A 14,865-nucleotide genomic window follows, 5' to 3' on the forward strand; every position below is an offset into this window, starting at 1 on the left:
ACCAACTACACCGAAATCGCCCAATCAGCGGGCGTGAACCGGCGTGACGTCCTCGACCAGCCAGCGCCCGTCGGCCTTCGACAGCGTCACCCGCAGCGCGAGCACCGCATTGTCGACGGGCTGGCCCGGCACACTCTGCGTGCCGCGCAGCACCACCGCCACGCTGGCGTCCCGCGGTCCGATCGCCTCCACCCCCGCCGAGACCGTGCTGGCCTGCGCGGAGACGTTCTTGCTGGTCAGCTCCTTGGCGACGCCGGCGAACTCGTCCTTGAACGCCTGGGCCCGTTCGGGCACCATCTGCGCCGCGGCGCGGTCGATGGAGGCTGTCGGGCTCTGCGGTGAGAACGTGGCAGTGGCCTCGGAGACGCTGCTCGCGATGCGCACCACCTCGGCGCTGTCGGCGGTGAACGCCCGGTCGGGCACCGTCCACCGCTGGTAGCCGACCGCGACGGCGGCGACGAGCGCCACGGTCGCCAGGCCCATCACCGCCAACCGCAACCCGGGCCCGTCATCGTCTGTGCCGACGGTGACGCCGTCGCGCCGCATCAGCGCGACGTTGACGATGACGCCCTCCACGATCAGCAGGCACAGCACCGAACACGCCGACACCCACCACAGCGGCCAGCCGAGCGCCATCCCGATGTAGAGCAGGCCGGCGATCGCAGCGACGGGGGCGAGCACGTCGAAGACCGCGACGCGCAGCATGTTCCTCATCGGATCGGTTCCAGCCGCGAGATCATCAGCTTTCCGTCGACGTCGGAGACGTCCAGGCGCAGCGTCCAGCGCACCGTCTGCGGCTCCTGGTTGCCCGCGTTCTCGCTGATCGACGTCGCCACCACCAGCACCGTGTCGGTGCGCTCGGCGAACGCGGACAGTTGCGGATCCGGCGGCGGCGCAGGCCGGGACCCGCCGTCCGGCCCCGGCGCCGGGTGGTGCAGCGATTCGATGGACACCGAGTCGATCTGACCGGTGGTGCGGGTCTGCAACCGCTGGACGAGTTGCCGGTACGGCTCGACCGCGGAGTCGAAGTCCGCGTTGAGTTCGCCGATGGTGTTCTCGTGCAGCCGCTGCATGCTGGCGTCGACGGTGTCCTTGTTCATGTTGACCAGCACGCCGGTCCAGTCGGCGGCGGCCTGCATCACTCGGGTCTGGTAGGCCCGCTCGTCGGAGTCCGCGCGGTGCCCCGACCAGATCAGGACGGCGAGCACGATGGCGGCCACCGAGAGCGCGGCCAGTACCGCGGAGGCGATACCGAAGCCGGTGAACACCCGCTCCCCGGTGGATTCCTCCGCGCCGACCTGCTCGTCGGTGAGCTCCTCGCGCATGGCCGTGAGGGTACCGGTGCGCTTCTGGCAGCATGTTGGGGTGACGGTTGAAGCGATCAGATCAGGTATCGACCTGAGTTACCTCGACACCGATGCCCGCCCGCAGGACGACCTGTTCGGCCACGTCAACGGCCGCTGGTTGGCCGAGTACGAGATCCCGGCCGACCGCGCCGCCGACGGCGCGTTCCGCACCCTCTACGACCGGGCCGAAGAACAGATCCGCGACCTCATCACCGAAGCCGCGGCGTCAGGCGCCGCCGACGGCACCGACGAGCAGCGCATCGGCGACCTGTACGCCAGCTTCCTCGACGAGGAGGCAGTCGCGCGCATCGGTGTGCAGCCGCTGCTCGACGAACTGGCGCTCGTCGACGCCGCCGACAGCCCCGACGCGCTCGCGGCGGTCCTGGGCGGCCTGCAGCGCACCGGCGTTGGCGGCGGCACCGCGGTGTACGTCGACACCGATTCCAAGAACTCGACCCGCTACCTGCTGCACTTCAGCCAGTCCGGGATCGGGTTGCCCGACGAATCGTATTTCCGTGACGAACAGCACGCCGAGATCCTGGCCGCCTACCCGCGCCACATCGCGGCGATGTTCGCGCTCGTCCATGGCGGCGAACACGCCGAGACCGCCGAGCGGATCGTCGCGCTGGAGCGCAAGCTGGCCGCCGCGCACTGGGATGTGGTGAAGCGCCGCGACGCCGACCTGACCTACAACCTGCGCACGTTCGCCGACCTGCCGGACGAGGCGCCCGGCTTCGACTGGACCGGCTGGGTGGGCGCGCTGGGCGCCACCCCCGAATCGGTCGCCGAGGTCGTGGTGCGCCAACCCGACTACCTGACCGCGTTCGCCGAGGCGTGGGCGGGCGAGCCGCTGGAGGACTGGAAGAACTGGGTGCGCTGGCGACTGATCCACGCCCGCGCCTTCCTGCTGACCGACGAGTTGGTGGCCGAGGATTTCGCGTTCTACGGCCGCCTGCTGTCGGGCACCGAGCAGATCCGCGACCGCTGGAAGCGCGGTGTCTCCGTCGTGGAGAACCTGATGGGCGAGGCGCTGGGCAAGCTGTACGTGCAGCGGCACTTCCCGCCGAACGCCAAGGCGCGGATGGACGAACTGGTCGCGAACCTGCGCGAGGCCTACCGGGTGAGCATCAACCAGCTGGAGTGGATGACGCCGGAGACCCGCGAGAAGGCGCTGGCCAAGCTGGACAAGTTCACCCCGAAGATCGGCTATCCGGCGCGCTGGAAGGACTATTCGGAGCTGGTCGTCAAACGTGACGACCTGTACGGCAACTACCGCCGCGGCTACCAGTTGGCCTCCGACCGCGAGCTGCACAAGCTCGGTGGTCCCGTGGATCGCGACGAGTGGTTCATGACGCCGCAGACGGTCAACGCGTACTACAACCCCGGCATGAACGAGATCGTCTTCCCCGCGGCGATCCTGCAGCCGCCGTTCTTCGACGCCGACGCCGACGACGCCGCCAACTACGGCGGGATCGGCGCGGTCATCGGCCACGAGATCGGCCACGGGTTCGACGATCAGGGCGCGAAGTACGACGGTGACGGCAACCTGGTGGACTGGTGGACCGACGCCGACCGCACCGAGTTCGGCGCGCGCACCAAGGCGCTGATCGAACAGTACGAGCAGTACACCCCGCGCGAGCTGGCCGACAGCGACGGCCACCACGACGCGCACGTCAATGGTGCTTTCACCGTGGGCGAGAACATCGGTGACCTCGGCGGGCTGTCGATCGCGCTGCTGGCCTACGAGCTGTCGCTCAAGGGGCAGCCGGCGCCGGTGATCGACGGACTGACCGGCGTGCAGCGGGTGTTCTTCGGCTGGGCGCAGGTGTGGCGGACGAAATACCGTTCGGCCGAGGCGATCCGACGACTGGCCACCGATCCGCACTCGCCGCCGGAGTTCCGCTGCAACGGCGTGATCCGCAACATCGACGCGTTCTACGAGGCGTTCGAGGTCAGCGAGTCCGATGCGCTGTACCTGGAACCGCAACGGCGCGTGCGCATCTGGAACTAGGGACGTCAGCGGGTGAACGGCCGCAGCGCCAGCACGTAGCCGGCGAGCAGGGCCAGCGGCGCCGCCAGCGGTAGCCAGGCGACGTCGACCGGCACCACCACCGCCGCGGTCGCGGCCAAGGCGAACGCGACGGCGCCGACCATCGTCGGCGGCGTGGCGCGACCCTCACCGTGCCGCAGCACCAGGTACGCCGCGGCGGCCAGCCCGGCCAGGGCGGTCGCCATCGGCGCGTCGGCGTCGAGTACGGCCGTGCCCACCGTGAGCAGGACCGCGACGGTCGCCGCCGGGCGCCACCACACCGACACCCCGACCGCGGTCAGCGCCGCCACCGCGGCCAGCAGGGCGGGCCCGTCGGCGCGGTAGCCCACCGCCGCGACCATCAGTACCCCGAAAACCGTGGGCGCCAACGCCTTCACCGTCGCACCCCGCCCCGGCGGGCCGGGGCCAGCGCCATCGCCTGGTCGAGGGTGACGTCGCTGGGCCAGGACACCACGTCCACCCCGATCGTCCCCATGTCGCGGTACATGAACGAACGCTGCAACGCCCACATCCGGTCGACGAGTGGATCGCGCTCCCCGGCCAGTGGGCTGCCCTCGAGGACGTCGACGGCGATGACGGTGTGCCCGCGCTTGCGGAGGTCGATCAGCGACAGCGCGAACTCCGTCTCCAGCAGCGTGGAGAACGCGACGACGATCGCGCCCGGCGGCACCGCCGCGTACGGTGCGAGAGTGCCTGTGCTCGAATCGGATTCGACCGCGGCGAGCAGCACGTCGAGGATGCGGTAGAACTGCCGCTGGCCGATGTCGGCGGCCAGCCACCGGGTGCGGCGGCTGCCCAGCGTCACCAGCCCGGCCCGGTCGCCGTAGCGCAACGCGCTCTGCACCACCTGCACCGCACCGCGGGCGATCCGCTCGGTCGCCGCGGTGGCCGGACCGGGTGGCTGGGCATAGGTGTCGGCGAGGACGACGACGTCGGCGGACCGGTCGGTCAACCGCTGCGTGACGTGCAGGCTGCGGCGCCGCGCGCTGACGGGCCAGTTCACCGTGCGGAGTTGGTCACCGGGTACGTAGCCGCGGATGTCGGCGTATTCGACGCCGGGACCGAGGTGGCGGGTGAGGTGGGTGCCCAGCCGGTCGAGCAGGTCGGTGCGCGGGACCGTCACCGATTGCGGTGGCGCCAGCGGGAACACGCACACGTGCGCGGCGTCGACCGATCCCGACCCCTCCAGCAGTCCACCCCTGCCGGTCACCCGGACCTGCGCGCGGATCGGATAGCGGCCCCACCGCGCCGCGGTCAGCGTCACCGCCAGGCGCGCCCCGTCGGCGGCGGTGTCGAGCGCCGCCCCGTCGACGGTGGACGCAGTCAGCGTGACGTCGCTGCCGTCGTCGGCCACCGCCCACAGGTGCACCGTCGTCGGTTCGGTCTCGAAGCACCGCTGCAGCGGCGAACTGCTGTCCACCCGGATGCCGGGTGGCCGGGGCTGCCAGCCGATCGAGCACAGCACGCCCAGCAGCGGCGCCACGAACGCCACCAGCTCCCACCGCCTGGTGAACAACGCGATCGCCAGCGTCACCGCCGCGCAGGTGGCGAGCGAACGGGTCAACGGAGATGCCCGCCAATGCAATTCGACGGGCTGGCTCACTGGGCGCTTCCCGTCCGTGGCACCGGCAGCCGGCGCAGCAGTTCCTCGACCACGTCGGCGCCCTGCACCTTGCGCACCCACATCTCCGGCCGCAGGCTGATGCGGTGGGCCAGCACCGGGACGGCCAGCGATTTGACGTCTTCGGGGATCACGTAGTCCCGTCCCGCCAGCAGCGCCCTGGCGCGGGCGAGCTGGACCAGGTCGAGTTCGGCGCGCGGACTGGCCCCGACCGCGATCTGCGGATGCTGACGCGACGCCGTCGCCAACGACACCACGTACTGCAGGACGTCCTCGTGCACGGTCACCTGCTCGACGGACTCCTGCATGGCCAGCAGCTCAGCTCCGTCGACGACGCGCTGCACCGTCGGCTCCGCCGAACCGCGTTCGAGCCGGCGCCGCAACATCGTCACCTCGTCCGGTCCCGACAGGTAGCGCAGCTCGAGCCGCACGGCGAACCGGTCGAGTTGCGCCTCGGGCAGCGGGTAGGTGCCCTCGTATTCGATCGGGTTGTCGGTGGCCAGCACCAGGAAGGGTGCGGGCAGCGGGTGGGTGACGCCGTCGATGCTGACCTGCCGCTCGGCCATCGCCTCCAGCAGCGCGGCCTGGGTCTTCGGCGGTGTCCGGTTGATCTCGTCGGCGAGCAGCAGGTTGGTGAAGATCGGCCCCTGCCGGAATTCGAAACGGCCGGAGTGCATGTCGTAGATGGTCGAGCCGAGCAGATCGGCGGGCAGCAGATCCGGTGTGAACTGCACACGGGTGAACTGCAATCCGAGTGCGGCGGCGAAGGACCGCGCGATCAGCGTCTTGCCGAGGCCGGGCAGGTCCTCGATCAGGATGTGGCCGCGGGCCAGCACGGCGGTCAGGATGAGCGTGAGGGCGCGGCGTTTGCCGACCACCACCGATCCGATCGCGTCGAGCACCGCCTCGCAGTGCGCGGTCGTCGTCGCCGCCGGCATGTTCATCCTGCCCCCCGTCACACCCGTTCCAGTCGCCGCAAGATCTCGTCGAGCGCCGCCCGACCGGGCCCCGGTTCGTCCGCACCGGTGCGCGAGACGTTCTCCGGATCCACCCACTGCCACAGTTGCGGTCCGAACAACATTCGGCCGGTCGCGTCGAACGCCTTGGGATCGCGGGCTTTTCGCTGTCCGGTGGCGAGTTCGAACTGGCGCGCCAGCATCGGGCGCAGCCGCCGGTCCCAGTCGGATCGGGTGGATTCCGACCAGCCGATCTGCGTTTCCGTCCGGTCCACCCAGCGGCGCAGCGCCGCCGCCCGCTCGTCGGCCTCGGTCGCGGCCTCCGGCGGCCTGGTGTCGCCGACCAGTCCCCAGCGCACCGCGATCAGCGCGCCGGCCAGGACCACCGCGGACACCGTCAGCACGTCGTCGCGGTCGAGCCGCAACACCGCGTAGAGCTCCACCCCGATGAGCAGGATGAGCGCGAGGGCGACGGGGCGGGTCACGCCGCGTCCTGGAGTTCGCGCAGCACGAGTTGCAGCACCCGCACCGCGGCCTCACGGTGTTCCTCGCCCATCACGTGCGAGCTGAAGCGGGCCTCCTCGAACAGGTCGACGAGTTCCGTCGCGTTGTCGCCGCGCAGCAGCTTCCGGTCGACCGCGCGGGCCAGCACCTCTGTCGGGGTGTCGGAGTCGAGCGGCATCGCGCCGGGTGACCTGCCCAGTTCGCGCTCCATCGCCGCGTAACAGGCGATGATCGCCTCGCGCGGTTCGCGGCTGAGGTCACCGATCGCGACCAGCCCGCGCTCGGCGGCGCGCGCCAGCGTCTGGGTGCGGCTCACCGGCGCCGCCCCGCTGTCGGCGACGACGGCCGCGGCCGCCACCGGACGGCGGCGTTGGCTGCGGCCGACCATCGCGCCGGCCACCGACAGCACGACGAACACCGCCGCAGCCCAGCCGAGGTAGGTCAGGGCGGCGCCGGACGAGGGCGGCTCTGCTTCCGCGGGCGGGGGTAGCGGATCATCGGTGGGGGCGGTGGGTCCTGGGCTCGGCTCGGGCGCCTCGGGTTGGTCGACGGCGCCGTCGAGCCAGCCGCTGACCCGCATCAAGGCCAGCACCACCAGCAGCCACAGCACCAGCGCGACGGCCACCAGGAGCACCATGCGCCAGGTCCAGCGTGTTCGGCCGCCGGCGCGGTCGCGCGGCAGGTCGCCGACGGTGTCCGGGCGCACCACGCGACTGCGGGACTGGCTGATCACCGATATGGCGATGACGGCCATCGACAGCGCGAGCATCACCACGACCGCGACGAGCGGGCCCGCCCCGGGCTCAGCAGGTTCCTCGGGCGGGGGTTCGGCGCCGGGCAGGTGGCCCCGCAGCGCGACCCCGGCCAGCAGGATCAGCACGATCACCGCGACCGTGCGTGCTGTCGCCTTGTCGGCACCGGGCATCGGCTAACCCTCGGCAGGTCACCGGCCACCGGTGCGGCGGCCGGCCGCCCTCATCGTGACACGGGCTGCCGGACGCGCGACGCCGAACGAGCGTCAGGTCAGAACATCTGCCAATCGGAGGCGCCGTCGGGCTGGTTGTAGATGCCGGTCGAGTTCTTGATCACGACCGGATCGCCGCTGCCGAAGTTGTCGTAGAACCACTGGGCGTCCTCCGGGGCGAGGTTGATGCACCCGTGGCTGACGTTGCTGTTGCCCTGCGCACCCACCGACCAGGGCGCGCTGTGCACGAAGACGCCGCTGTTGTCGATGCGGACGGCGTCCTGGACCTTGAGCTTGTAGCCCTCTTCGTCGTCGACCGGCACACCGTAGGTGGACGAGTCCATCACGATGTCCTCGAACTTCTCCAGCACGTAGTAGGTGCCGTTCTTGGTGTCGTAGCCCTTTTTGCCCAGCGACACCGGGAAGGTCTTCACCACCTCCCCGTCGCGCACGATCTCCATCTGCTTGCTGGCGTTGTCCACCGTCGCGACGAGCTGTTCCGGCACGGTGAAGCTGGACTTGGTGCCGGAGGCGTCGATGTTCACCACCGTGCCCGCCGGCCAGAAGTCCTGCGGCCGCCAGCGCACCTGGGTGTCGCTGGTCCAGTAGAAGCGGCCCGGCACCGGCGGGTTCGACGAGATGTGGATGGCCTGCTCGGCCATCGCCCGGTTCCCGATGGGTCGCTGGAAGTTGATGTAGATCGGCTTCGCCGCGCCCACCTTGGATCCGTTGACCGGGTTGAAGGTCGGCGGCGCGAACACCGGCTGCCCGACGTACGGCGTCGGGTTCTGCCCGGCCGGAGTGCCCTCGGGGATCGGCAGCGGCTGCGCGGTCGGCGCGAACGGGTCCGGGGCGGCGGGCGCCGGGAACGCGAACGGATTGGCCGGCGGTGGCGGCGGCGCGAACGGATCCACCGGTGGTGGCGGTGGTGGGGGCGCGGGTTGGGCGAGCGCCGTCGGGGCGCCGAACGCCAGGCCTCCCACGAGTCCGGCCGCGAAGATCGCGGTGGTCAGCTTCCGCACTGTTCGCTGCGGCATGCGATACCTCCAGTCACTGATCAAGGTCCAGTGTCGCACAAGACGCCGAGCACCCACCCGCACACGGCTCACCCGCACCTTCACCGGGCGACGGCCGCCACGGCGATCTCCCAGCGCCACACGGGCCCGTCGTCGGGGTCTTCGATCTCGGCGACCCGCGTGAAGCCGAGCCGGCGCAACACCCCGGTTGAGGGGTTCTCGTGCGCGAGGGTGTGGGCGATGACCGTGGTCAGCCCGCCCGATGCGGACACCGCCTTGTCGATCATCGCCCGCGCGGCGGCGGTGGCCAGGCCGCGCTCGCGGAACTCCGGGGCGATCTCGTAGCCGATCTCCACCACGCCGTTGCGCGGCGGCCCGACGAAGCCGCCGGAACCGACCAGCAGCGCTCCCCCGTCGGCGAGGAAGAAGTGCATCCACCAGTCCGCCTGGTGCGGATGTTCGGTCAGCTTCTCGATCGTGAACTCGATGGACTCCGGGAACTCCGGCCAGCCGTCGGGCACGGCAGCTCCGAGCAGTTCACCGAAGGCGGCCCGGTCGCTGCGCAAGGTGGTGAGGTGCTCGAGGGTGGCGGGCAGCACGACGACGTCGGTCACGGTCGCAGTGTGTCAGGCTGGCGTGGTGATTGCGGCATTCAGCATCAGCCCGTCGGGCGGCGACGAGACCGGCGGTGTGCGCGAGGCCGTTGCGGCGGCGATCCGCGTGGTGCGCGCGTCCGGCCTGCCGAACGAGACCAACGCGATGTTCACCAACATCGAAGGCGAGTGGGATGAGGTGATGGCCGTCGTCAAGCAGGCCGTCGACGCGGTGGCCGCGGTGTCCCCTCGGGTGAGCCTGGTGCTCAAGGCCGACATCCGGCCCGGTTTCACCGGTCAGCTGACCGCGAAGGTCGAGCGGCTCGAAGAGGAACTCGCCTCAGGAGCGGACCAACCGGGCGATCGCCGCTGACGCCTCGGCGAGTTTGGCGTCGGCCTGCTCACCGCCTTCGGCGACGGCCTGGCTCACACAGTGGCCGAGGTGTTCGTCGAGGAGACCGAGCGCTACGGACTGCAGCGCACTGTTCACCGCGCTGATCTGGGTGAGCACGTCGATGCAGTACTTGTCGTCCTCGATCATCTTGGCGATGCCGCGGACCTGGCCCTCGATCCGGCGCAGCCGTTTGGCGTAGTTCTCCTTCTGCGCCGAATAGCCGTGCGTCGCAGTGCTTTCGGGGATGCCTTCGGGACTCGTTATGGACATCGCTAACCCTCCAGCATCTGCTTCATCTGGGCGATCTCCGCCTCCTGGGCCTTGATGATCTCCTCGGCGAGCGCCTTGGCCTCCGGGTTGGCGCCGTTGGCGATCTCGGCCTTGGCCATCTCCACCGCACCCTGGTGGTGGCTGATCATCGATTCCAGCCACAGTGTGTCGAATTCGCGGCCACTGAGCGACTCGAGACGCTGCATGGTGGCGTCGTCGACCATGCCGGGCATCGCCATGCCGTGGCCGCTGTGGTCCATGCCCGACCCGGGGTCCTGCCCCCAGCTGCGCAGCATCGCGGACATCTTCTCCATCTCGGGACCCTGAGCGGCGGCGATTCCCGAGGCCAGTTCCAGCAGCGCCGGATCGCTCGAGCGGTCGCGCGCCAGGTCGACCAATTCGAGCGCCTGCTGGTGGTGCGGCGTCATGTCGCGCGCGAAGGTGATGTCGTCGGCGTTGTGCGGCGCCTGCGCATCGCCGGCGTCACCGCCCGCGTTCTCGCTGTGGGTGTGATCGGTGTGGCCGTCGCTCTGCTGTTCGGTGCTGGTACAGGAGGACAGGAACAATGCCGCGAGAAGCGCGGCGAACAGGGCGAGCGGCCGGAGGGTGCGTGCAGTCATGGCACTAGCGTACCCGCATACCCCAAGGGGGTATGAGAATAGGTTTGGCCGGGCGAAACGCCGAAGGCATAATCGATAGATGCCCTCAGAGACTCCCGCTGACGCTCTTCGCGCAGGCGGCTCATCGCCCGACATCAAACCCAGAAGCCGCGACGTCACCGACGGCTTGGAGAAGACCGCTGCCCGCGGGATGCTCCGCGCGGTAGGGATGGGCGACGACGATTGGGTCAAGCCGCAGATCGGCGTGGCCTCGTCATGGAACGAGATCACGCCCTGCAACATGTCGCTGCAGCGCCTGGCGCAGGCGGTCAAGGGCGGCGTGCACGAGGCCGGCGGGTACCCGCTGGAGTTCGGCACGATCTCGGTGTCCGACGGCATCTCGATGGGCCACGAGGGTATGCACTTCTCGCTGGTGAGCCGTGAGGTGATCGCCGACAGCGTCGAGACCGTGGTGCAGGCCGAACGCCTCGACGGCACGGTGCTGCTGGCCGGCTGCGACAAGTCGATCCCCGGCATGCTCATGGCCGCCGCCCGACTCAACCTCGCGAGCGTCTTCTTCTACAACGGCTCGATCATGCCGGGCGTGGCCAAGCTCACCGACGGCACCGAGAAGGAAGTCACGATCATCGACGCCTTCGAGGCGGTCGGGGCGTGTGCCCGTGGGCTGATGTCCCGCGAGGACGTCGACATCATCGAACGCGCGATCTGTCCGGGTGAAGGCGCCTGCGGCGGGATGTACACCGCGAACACCATGGCCTCGGCGGCCGAGGCGCTCGGCATGTCGCTGCCCGGCAGCGCCTCGCCGGTGGCGATCGACAAGCGCCGCGACGAGTACGCACGCCGCTCAGGTGAGGCGGTCGTGGAGATGCTGCGCCGCGGCATCACCGCCCGCGACATCCTCACCAAGGAAGCCTTCGAGAACGCGATCGCCGTCGTCATGGCGTTCGGCGGCTCCACCAACGCGGTGCTGCACCTGCTGGCCATCGCGTGGGAGGCCAACGTCAAGCTCACGCTGGAGGACTTCACGCGCGTCGGGCAGCGGGTGCCGCACCTGGCGGACGTGAAGCCCTTCGGCCGCCACGTGATGAAGCACGTCGACGAGATCGGCGGCGTGCCCGTGGTGATGAAGGCGCTACTGGACGCAGGTCTGCTGCACGGCGACTGCCTGACCGTCACCGGCAAGACGATGGCCGAGAACCTCGCTCACATCGAACCGCCGGACCCCGACGGCAAGGTGCTGCGCGCGATGAACAACCCGATCCACCCCACCGGCGGCATCACGATCCTGCACGGCTCGCTGGCGCCCGAGGGTGCGGTGGTGAAGTCGGCGGGCTTCGACTCCGACGTCTTCGAGGGCACCGCAAGGGTCTTCGAGCGCGAGCGCGCCGCGCTCGACGCGCTGGAGGACGGCACGATCACCCACGGCGACGTCGTCGTCATCCGCTACGAGGGCCCCAAGGGCGGACCGGGCATGCGCGAGATGCTCGCGATCACCGGCGCCATCAAGGGCGCGGGTCTGGGCAAGGACGTCCTGTTGATGACCGACGGCCGGTTCTCCGGCGGCACGACGGGTCTGTGCGTCGGGCACATCGCCCCCGAGGCCGTCGACGGCGGCCCGATCGCGTTCGTGCGCGACGGCGACAAGATCCGCCTCGACGTGGCCAAGGGCACGCTCGACCTGCTGGTGGACAAGGACGAGTTCGAGTCACGCAAAGCCGGTTTCGAGCCGCTGCCCCCGGTGTACAAGACCGGCGTGCTGGCGAAGTACACCAAGCTGGTCGGCTCGGCGGCCGTCGGCGCGGTGTGCAGCTGAGGACGCGGGCGAGCGCGTTCGCTGTCGTGGGGGGAACGATGCGAAACCGACTGAGGGCTGCGGGCAGCGCGATCGCTGCGCTCGCCGCTCTGACGTGTACGCAGATGCCGGCGTCTCACGCCTTCGGCGAGTATCCCGTGGCCAGTCCGGGGGCCCACCTGGTGAGCACGGTGATGGCAGGAAACGGGCAACCCTTCCAGTGCACCTCGGGCTTCACCGTCCGGACACCGGGTGGAGCACCGGCGATGCTCACGGCGGGACACTGCCGCCGAGACCCGGCCAACGACACCGTCATACAGCGCACCCCGATGGGCGACCGCGTGATCGGGCGTTACGTGCGTTCGGAGGTGCAGCCCGGCGTGCACGACATGGGTCTGGTGGATCTCGCGGGCAGCACGGTGCCCCTGGTGAGCGACGTGGACGCGATGCGGGTGACCCGGGTGATGACGGCCGACGACGTCCGCCGTGAACAACCGCAGCTGTGCAAGTCGGGGGCGCGGACGGGACTGTCCTGCGGTCCGGTCACCGCCGTCACCGATACGCAGGTGTCCTTCCGGGCGTGGGACGACCTCGGCGACTCCGGCGCACCCGTCTACGCCCGCCAGCCCGACGGAACCGCTGCTGCGGTGGGCATTCTGTACGCGCATACCGACGACGCGTTCGGACGCATCGTCCACGCCTCGCTGGTGGCGCCGGTGATGAATCAGTGGGGACTCTCGCTCTGGAGCTGACGGAACGTCACCGGCGAAACCGCGTCGTCTCCGCCAGCTCCGCCCGGGGCACCCGCAGCGTGTTGACCCGTGCGGACTCGTCGGCGTAGCCGAATGAAATACCCATCAACAGCTTTCGCCCGGTGACACCCAGTTCGGTCCGCACGGTGTCGGCGTAGAACGAGAGCAACGCCTGCGGGCACGAGGCGATGCCGTAGGCGGTCATCGCAAGCAGCAACGTCTGGGCGTAGATGCCCATGTCGGCGGCGATCCGCGCCTCGGTCTGGGCCGGCGCGAAGAGCATCGCGACGTGCGGCGCCCCGTAGAAACGCAGGCTCTCGGTGTTGTACCCCTCGAGCAGGTCGGTGGCTTCGCGTGCGATGCCGAGCGTCCCGTAGAGCTGCGCCCCGAACTCCGCGCGCCGGGTCGCCAGCGCGCCGGTGAACAGACCTTCCCGGTAGGGGAAGTCGACGGACTGCGCACCGGCGGCATGGGCCGCGACGAGCGCATCGGCGAGCCGATCCCGGGCCGCGCCGCTGACCACCTCGACGTGCCACGGCTGGGTGTTCGAGTTGGACGGTGCGCGGTTGGCCAGCGCGAAGACTGCCCGCATCGTGTCGTCCGGCACCTCGTCGGGCAGGAACGCCCGGGTCGCGCGCCGGCTGCGGATCACGTGCTCGACCGATTCGCTCAGTGCGGTCGCCGATGTCATGGAAACCTCCTCAAGTACACGCTGACGTTTACCACGGCAACCCTAGCGATTCTCGGCGCCGTTGTAAACGCCAACGTATACTTCCGGCATGGAGACACCTCGGGGCCGCGGCGGCCGGGAGCGCATCCTGGCCGCCGCCACCACCCTGTTCGAGGCCCAGGGCATCACCGCGACCACCATGGAGCAGATCGCCGCCGCGGCCCCGGTGTCCAAACGCACGCTCTACATCCACTTCCCCGCCAAGGAGGACCTGGTCGTCGCCTATCTGCGCCACCTGTCCGACGCCGGGCTGACGATGGAGGGCATGCTCGACCGCGAGGACCTGCCGGCCCGCGACCGCGTCATGGCGCTGTTCCGGGTGCACCGATTCGACGGGCCCGTGCGCGGGTGCCCGTTCACCGCGGCCGCGACCGAATTCCCCGATCCGCAGAGCCCGCCCCACGCCTATACGCGAGAACGCAAGCAGCAGTTCACATCCCGGATCGCCGAACTGCTCGCGGAGTTGGGCGCGCGCGACGCCGACCGACTGGCCGAGCAGCTGGCCATCCTCGCCGACGGGGTCGCGGGCCGGGCCATGGTCTTCGACGATCCGGACCGCGGTGACTATGCCCGGGCGGCCGCCGAGACGCTGCTCGAGGCCGCCCTGCGCTGATGACCAGTAGGGTTTCGGCATGACGCTGGCGTTCCTGTTGACGTCGCTCGTCGTCGTCGCGACGCCGGGTGCCGGCGCGCTGTACACGGTGAGCGTGGGGCTCGCACACGGCACTCGGGCGAGCGTGTTCGCCGCCACCGGCTGCACCGCGGGCATCGCGCCCTCGATGCTGGCCGCGGTCACCGGATTGGCGGCGGTCCTGCACAGCAGCGCCGTCGCCTTCCAGGCCGTCAAGTGGGCAGGGGTGGCCTATCTGCTGTTCCTGGCCTGGGTGACCTGGCGGGACAGATCCGAGTTGACCGCAGGCCCAACGGCTTCGGCGCCTCCGGGAGCCTGGCGCATCATGCGCACAGCGGTCGCGGTGAACACGCTGAACCCCAAGCTGACCATCTTCTTCTTCGCGTTCCTACCGCAGTTCGTCGACCCGGCCCGGCCCGCGGTCGGGCAGATGCTCTGGCTCAGTGCGGTCTTCATGGCGATGACGTTCGTCGTGTTCGCCGGCTACGGCGCCTTCGCGGCGGGCGTCCGCACCACCGTCATCCGCCGGCCACGGGTGGTCACCGCGATGCGGCGCACCTTCGCGGCGACGTACGTGGCGCTGGCCGCGCGGATGGCGGTCACGACCCGCTGAACTGCCGACCGCG

18 protein-coding genes are annotated in these 14,865 nt (G+C 70.1%); 6 read left to right on the forward strand and 12 right to left on the reverse strand.

The window, feature by feature from the left end; all coding sequences use genetic code 11:
* Window positions 1–24: 24 nt before the first annotated feature.
* Both G6N30_RS19980 and G6N30_RS19985 read right to left on the reverse strand, forming a co-directional pair.
* Window positions 25–714 (reverse strand): hypothetical protein, encoded by a 690-nt coding sequence (locus tag G6N30_RS19980; protein ID WP_134058346.1) that lies wholly within the window; start codon window positions 712–714, stop codon window positions 25–27.
* Complete coding sequence (locus G6N30_RS19985; protein WP_134058349.1) at window positions 711–1,325, reverse strand: hypothetical protein; 615 nt, start codon at window positions 1,323–1,325, stop codon at window positions 711–713. The genes G6N30_RS19980 and G6N30_RS19985 overlap by 4 nt, the downstream gene beginning before the upstream one ends.
* Before the next feature lie 40 nt (window positions 1,326–1,365).
* On the opposite strand from G6N30_RS19985, the gene G6N30_RS19990 reads away from it, so the two are divergent.
* Window positions 1,366–3,357 carry a M13 family metallopeptidase gene (locus G6N30_RS19990; RefSeq protein ID WP_134058352.1) on the forward strand — a complete coding sequence of 664 codons (1,992 nt, stop codon included), beginning with the start codon at window positions 1,366–1,368 and terminating at the stop codon, window positions 3,355–3,357.
* A 5-nt stretch (window positions 3,358–3,362) separates the two neighbouring features.
* Here G6N30_RS19990 and G6N30_RS19995 read toward each other — a convergent pair whose 3' ends face one another.
* The 7 genes from G6N30_RS19995 to G6N30_RS20025 all read right to left on the reverse strand — a co-directional run bounded on the left by G6N30_RS19995 (window position 3,363) and on the right by G6N30_RS20025 (window position 9,071).
* Window positions 3,363–3,773 (reverse strand): hypothetical protein, encoded by a 411-nt coding sequence (locus G6N30_RS19995; RefSeq protein WP_163687695.1) that lies wholly within the window; start codon window positions 3,771–3,773, stop codon window positions 3,363–3,365.
* Window positions 3,770–4,960, reverse strand: coding sequence for a DUF58 domain-containing protein (locus G6N30_RS20000; RefSeq protein ID WP_234880276.1), 1,191 nt, complete (start codon window positions 4,958–4,960; stop codon window positions 3,770–3,772). Before G6N30_RS20000 ends, G6N30_RS19995 begins: the two co-directional genes overlap by 4 nt.
* A gap of 35 nt (window positions 4,961–4,995) precedes the next feature.
* Complete coding sequence (locus tag G6N30_RS20005) at window positions 4,996–5,961, reverse strand: AAA family ATPase (protein ID WP_134058359.1); 966 nt, start codon at window positions 5,959–5,961, stop codon at window positions 4,996–4,998.
* Between the two features lie 11 nt (window positions 5,962–5,972).
* Window positions 5,973–6,458, reverse strand: coding sequence for a hypothetical protein (locus G6N30_RS20010; protein ID WP_134058361.1), 486 nt, complete (start codon window positions 6,456–6,458; stop codon window positions 5,973–5,975).
* Window positions 6,455–7,402, reverse strand: coding sequence for a DUF4129 domain-containing protein (locus tag G6N30_RS20015; protein ID WP_134058363.1), 948 nt, complete (start codon window positions 7,400–7,402; stop codon window positions 6,455–6,457). Before G6N30_RS20015 ends, G6N30_RS20010 begins: the two co-directional genes overlap by 4 nt.
* Window positions 7,403–7,500: 98 nt before the next feature.
* Entirely contained in the window at window positions 7,501–8,478 is a 978-nt protein-coding gene (locus G6N30_RS20020) for a L,D-transpeptidase (RefSeq protein ID WP_134058366.1), read from the reverse strand.
* Between the two features lie 80 nt (window positions 8,479–8,558).
* Window positions 8,559–9,071 carry a GNAT family N-acetyltransferase gene (locus tag G6N30_RS20025; RefSeq protein ID WP_234880277.1) on the reverse strand — a complete coding sequence of 171 codons (513 nt, stop codon included), beginning with the start codon at window positions 9,069–9,071 and terminating at the stop codon, window positions 8,559–8,561.
* Between the two features lie 25 nt (window positions 9,072–9,096).
* Between G6N30_RS20025 and G6N30_RS20030 the strand changes: the two genes are divergently transcribed.
* Complete coding sequence (locus G6N30_RS20030; RefSeq protein WP_134058369.1) at window positions 9,097–9,423, forward strand: thiamine-binding protein; 327 nt, start codon at window positions 9,097–9,099, stop codon at window positions 9,421–9,423.
* Here the strand turns inward: G6N30_RS20030 and ricR are convergent.
* Entirely contained in the window at window positions 9,391–9,714 is a 324-nt protein-coding gene (gene ricR, locus G6N30_RS20035) for a copper-sensing transcriptional repressor RicR (RefSeq protein ID WP_134058372.1), read from the reverse strand. The two genes, G6N30_RS20030 and ricR, sit on opposite strands and share 33 nt — an antisense overlap.
* Before the next feature lie 2 nt (window positions 9,715–9,716).
* Complete coding sequence (locus G6N30_RS20040) at window positions 9,717–10,334, reverse strand: DUF305 domain-containing protein (protein WP_134058375.1); 618 nt, start codon at window positions 10,332–10,334, stop codon at window positions 9,717–9,719.
* Between the two features lie 79 nt (window positions 10,335–10,413).
* Between G6N30_RS20040 and ilvD the strand changes: the two genes are divergently transcribed.
* Both ilvD and G6N30_RS20050 read left to right on the forward strand, forming a co-directional pair.
* Window positions 10,414–12,147: a dihydroxy-acid dehydratase gene (ilvD, locus tag G6N30_RS20045; RefSeq protein WP_134058378.1), complete on the forward strand. Its 1,734-nt coding sequence runs from the start codon at window positions 10,414–10,416 to the stop codon at window positions 12,145–12,147.
* A gap of 104 nt (window positions 12,148–12,251) precedes the next feature.
* Window positions 12,252–12,878, forward strand: a complete 627-nt coding sequence (locus tag G6N30_RS20050; RefSeq protein WP_234880278.1) for a chymotrypsin family serine protease — start codon at window positions 12,252–12,254, stop codon at window positions 12,876–12,878.
* 7 nt (window positions 12,879–12,885) lie between these two features.
* Here G6N30_RS20050 and G6N30_RS20055 read toward each other — a convergent pair whose 3' ends face one another.
* Entirely contained in the window at window positions 12,886–13,569 is a 684-nt protein-coding gene (locus tag G6N30_RS20055; RefSeq protein WP_134058384.1) for a nitroreductase, read from the reverse strand.
* An 88-nt stretch (window positions 13,570–13,657) separates the two neighbouring features.
* Here G6N30_RS20055 and G6N30_RS20060 point away from each other — a divergent pair, with 88 nt between their 5' ends.
* Complete coding sequence (locus tag G6N30_RS20060; protein WP_134058386.1) at window positions 13,658–14,221, forward strand: TetR/AcrR family transcriptional regulator; 564 nt, start codon at window positions 13,658–13,660, stop codon at window positions 14,219–14,221.
* Between the two features lie 19 nt (window positions 14,222–14,240).
* A complete protein-coding gene (locus G6N30_RS20065) occupies window positions 14,241–14,852 on the forward strand; it encodes a LysE family translocator (protein ID WP_134058389.1) in 612 nt (203 codons plus the stop codon).
* Window positions 14,853–14,865: the final 13 nt, after the last annotated feature.

This window comes from Mycolicibacterium litorale, from assembly GCF_010731695.1.
Classification (GTDB): Bacteria; Actinomycetota; Actinomycetes; order Mycobacteriales; family Mycobacteriaceae; genus Mycobacterium; species Mycobacterium litorale.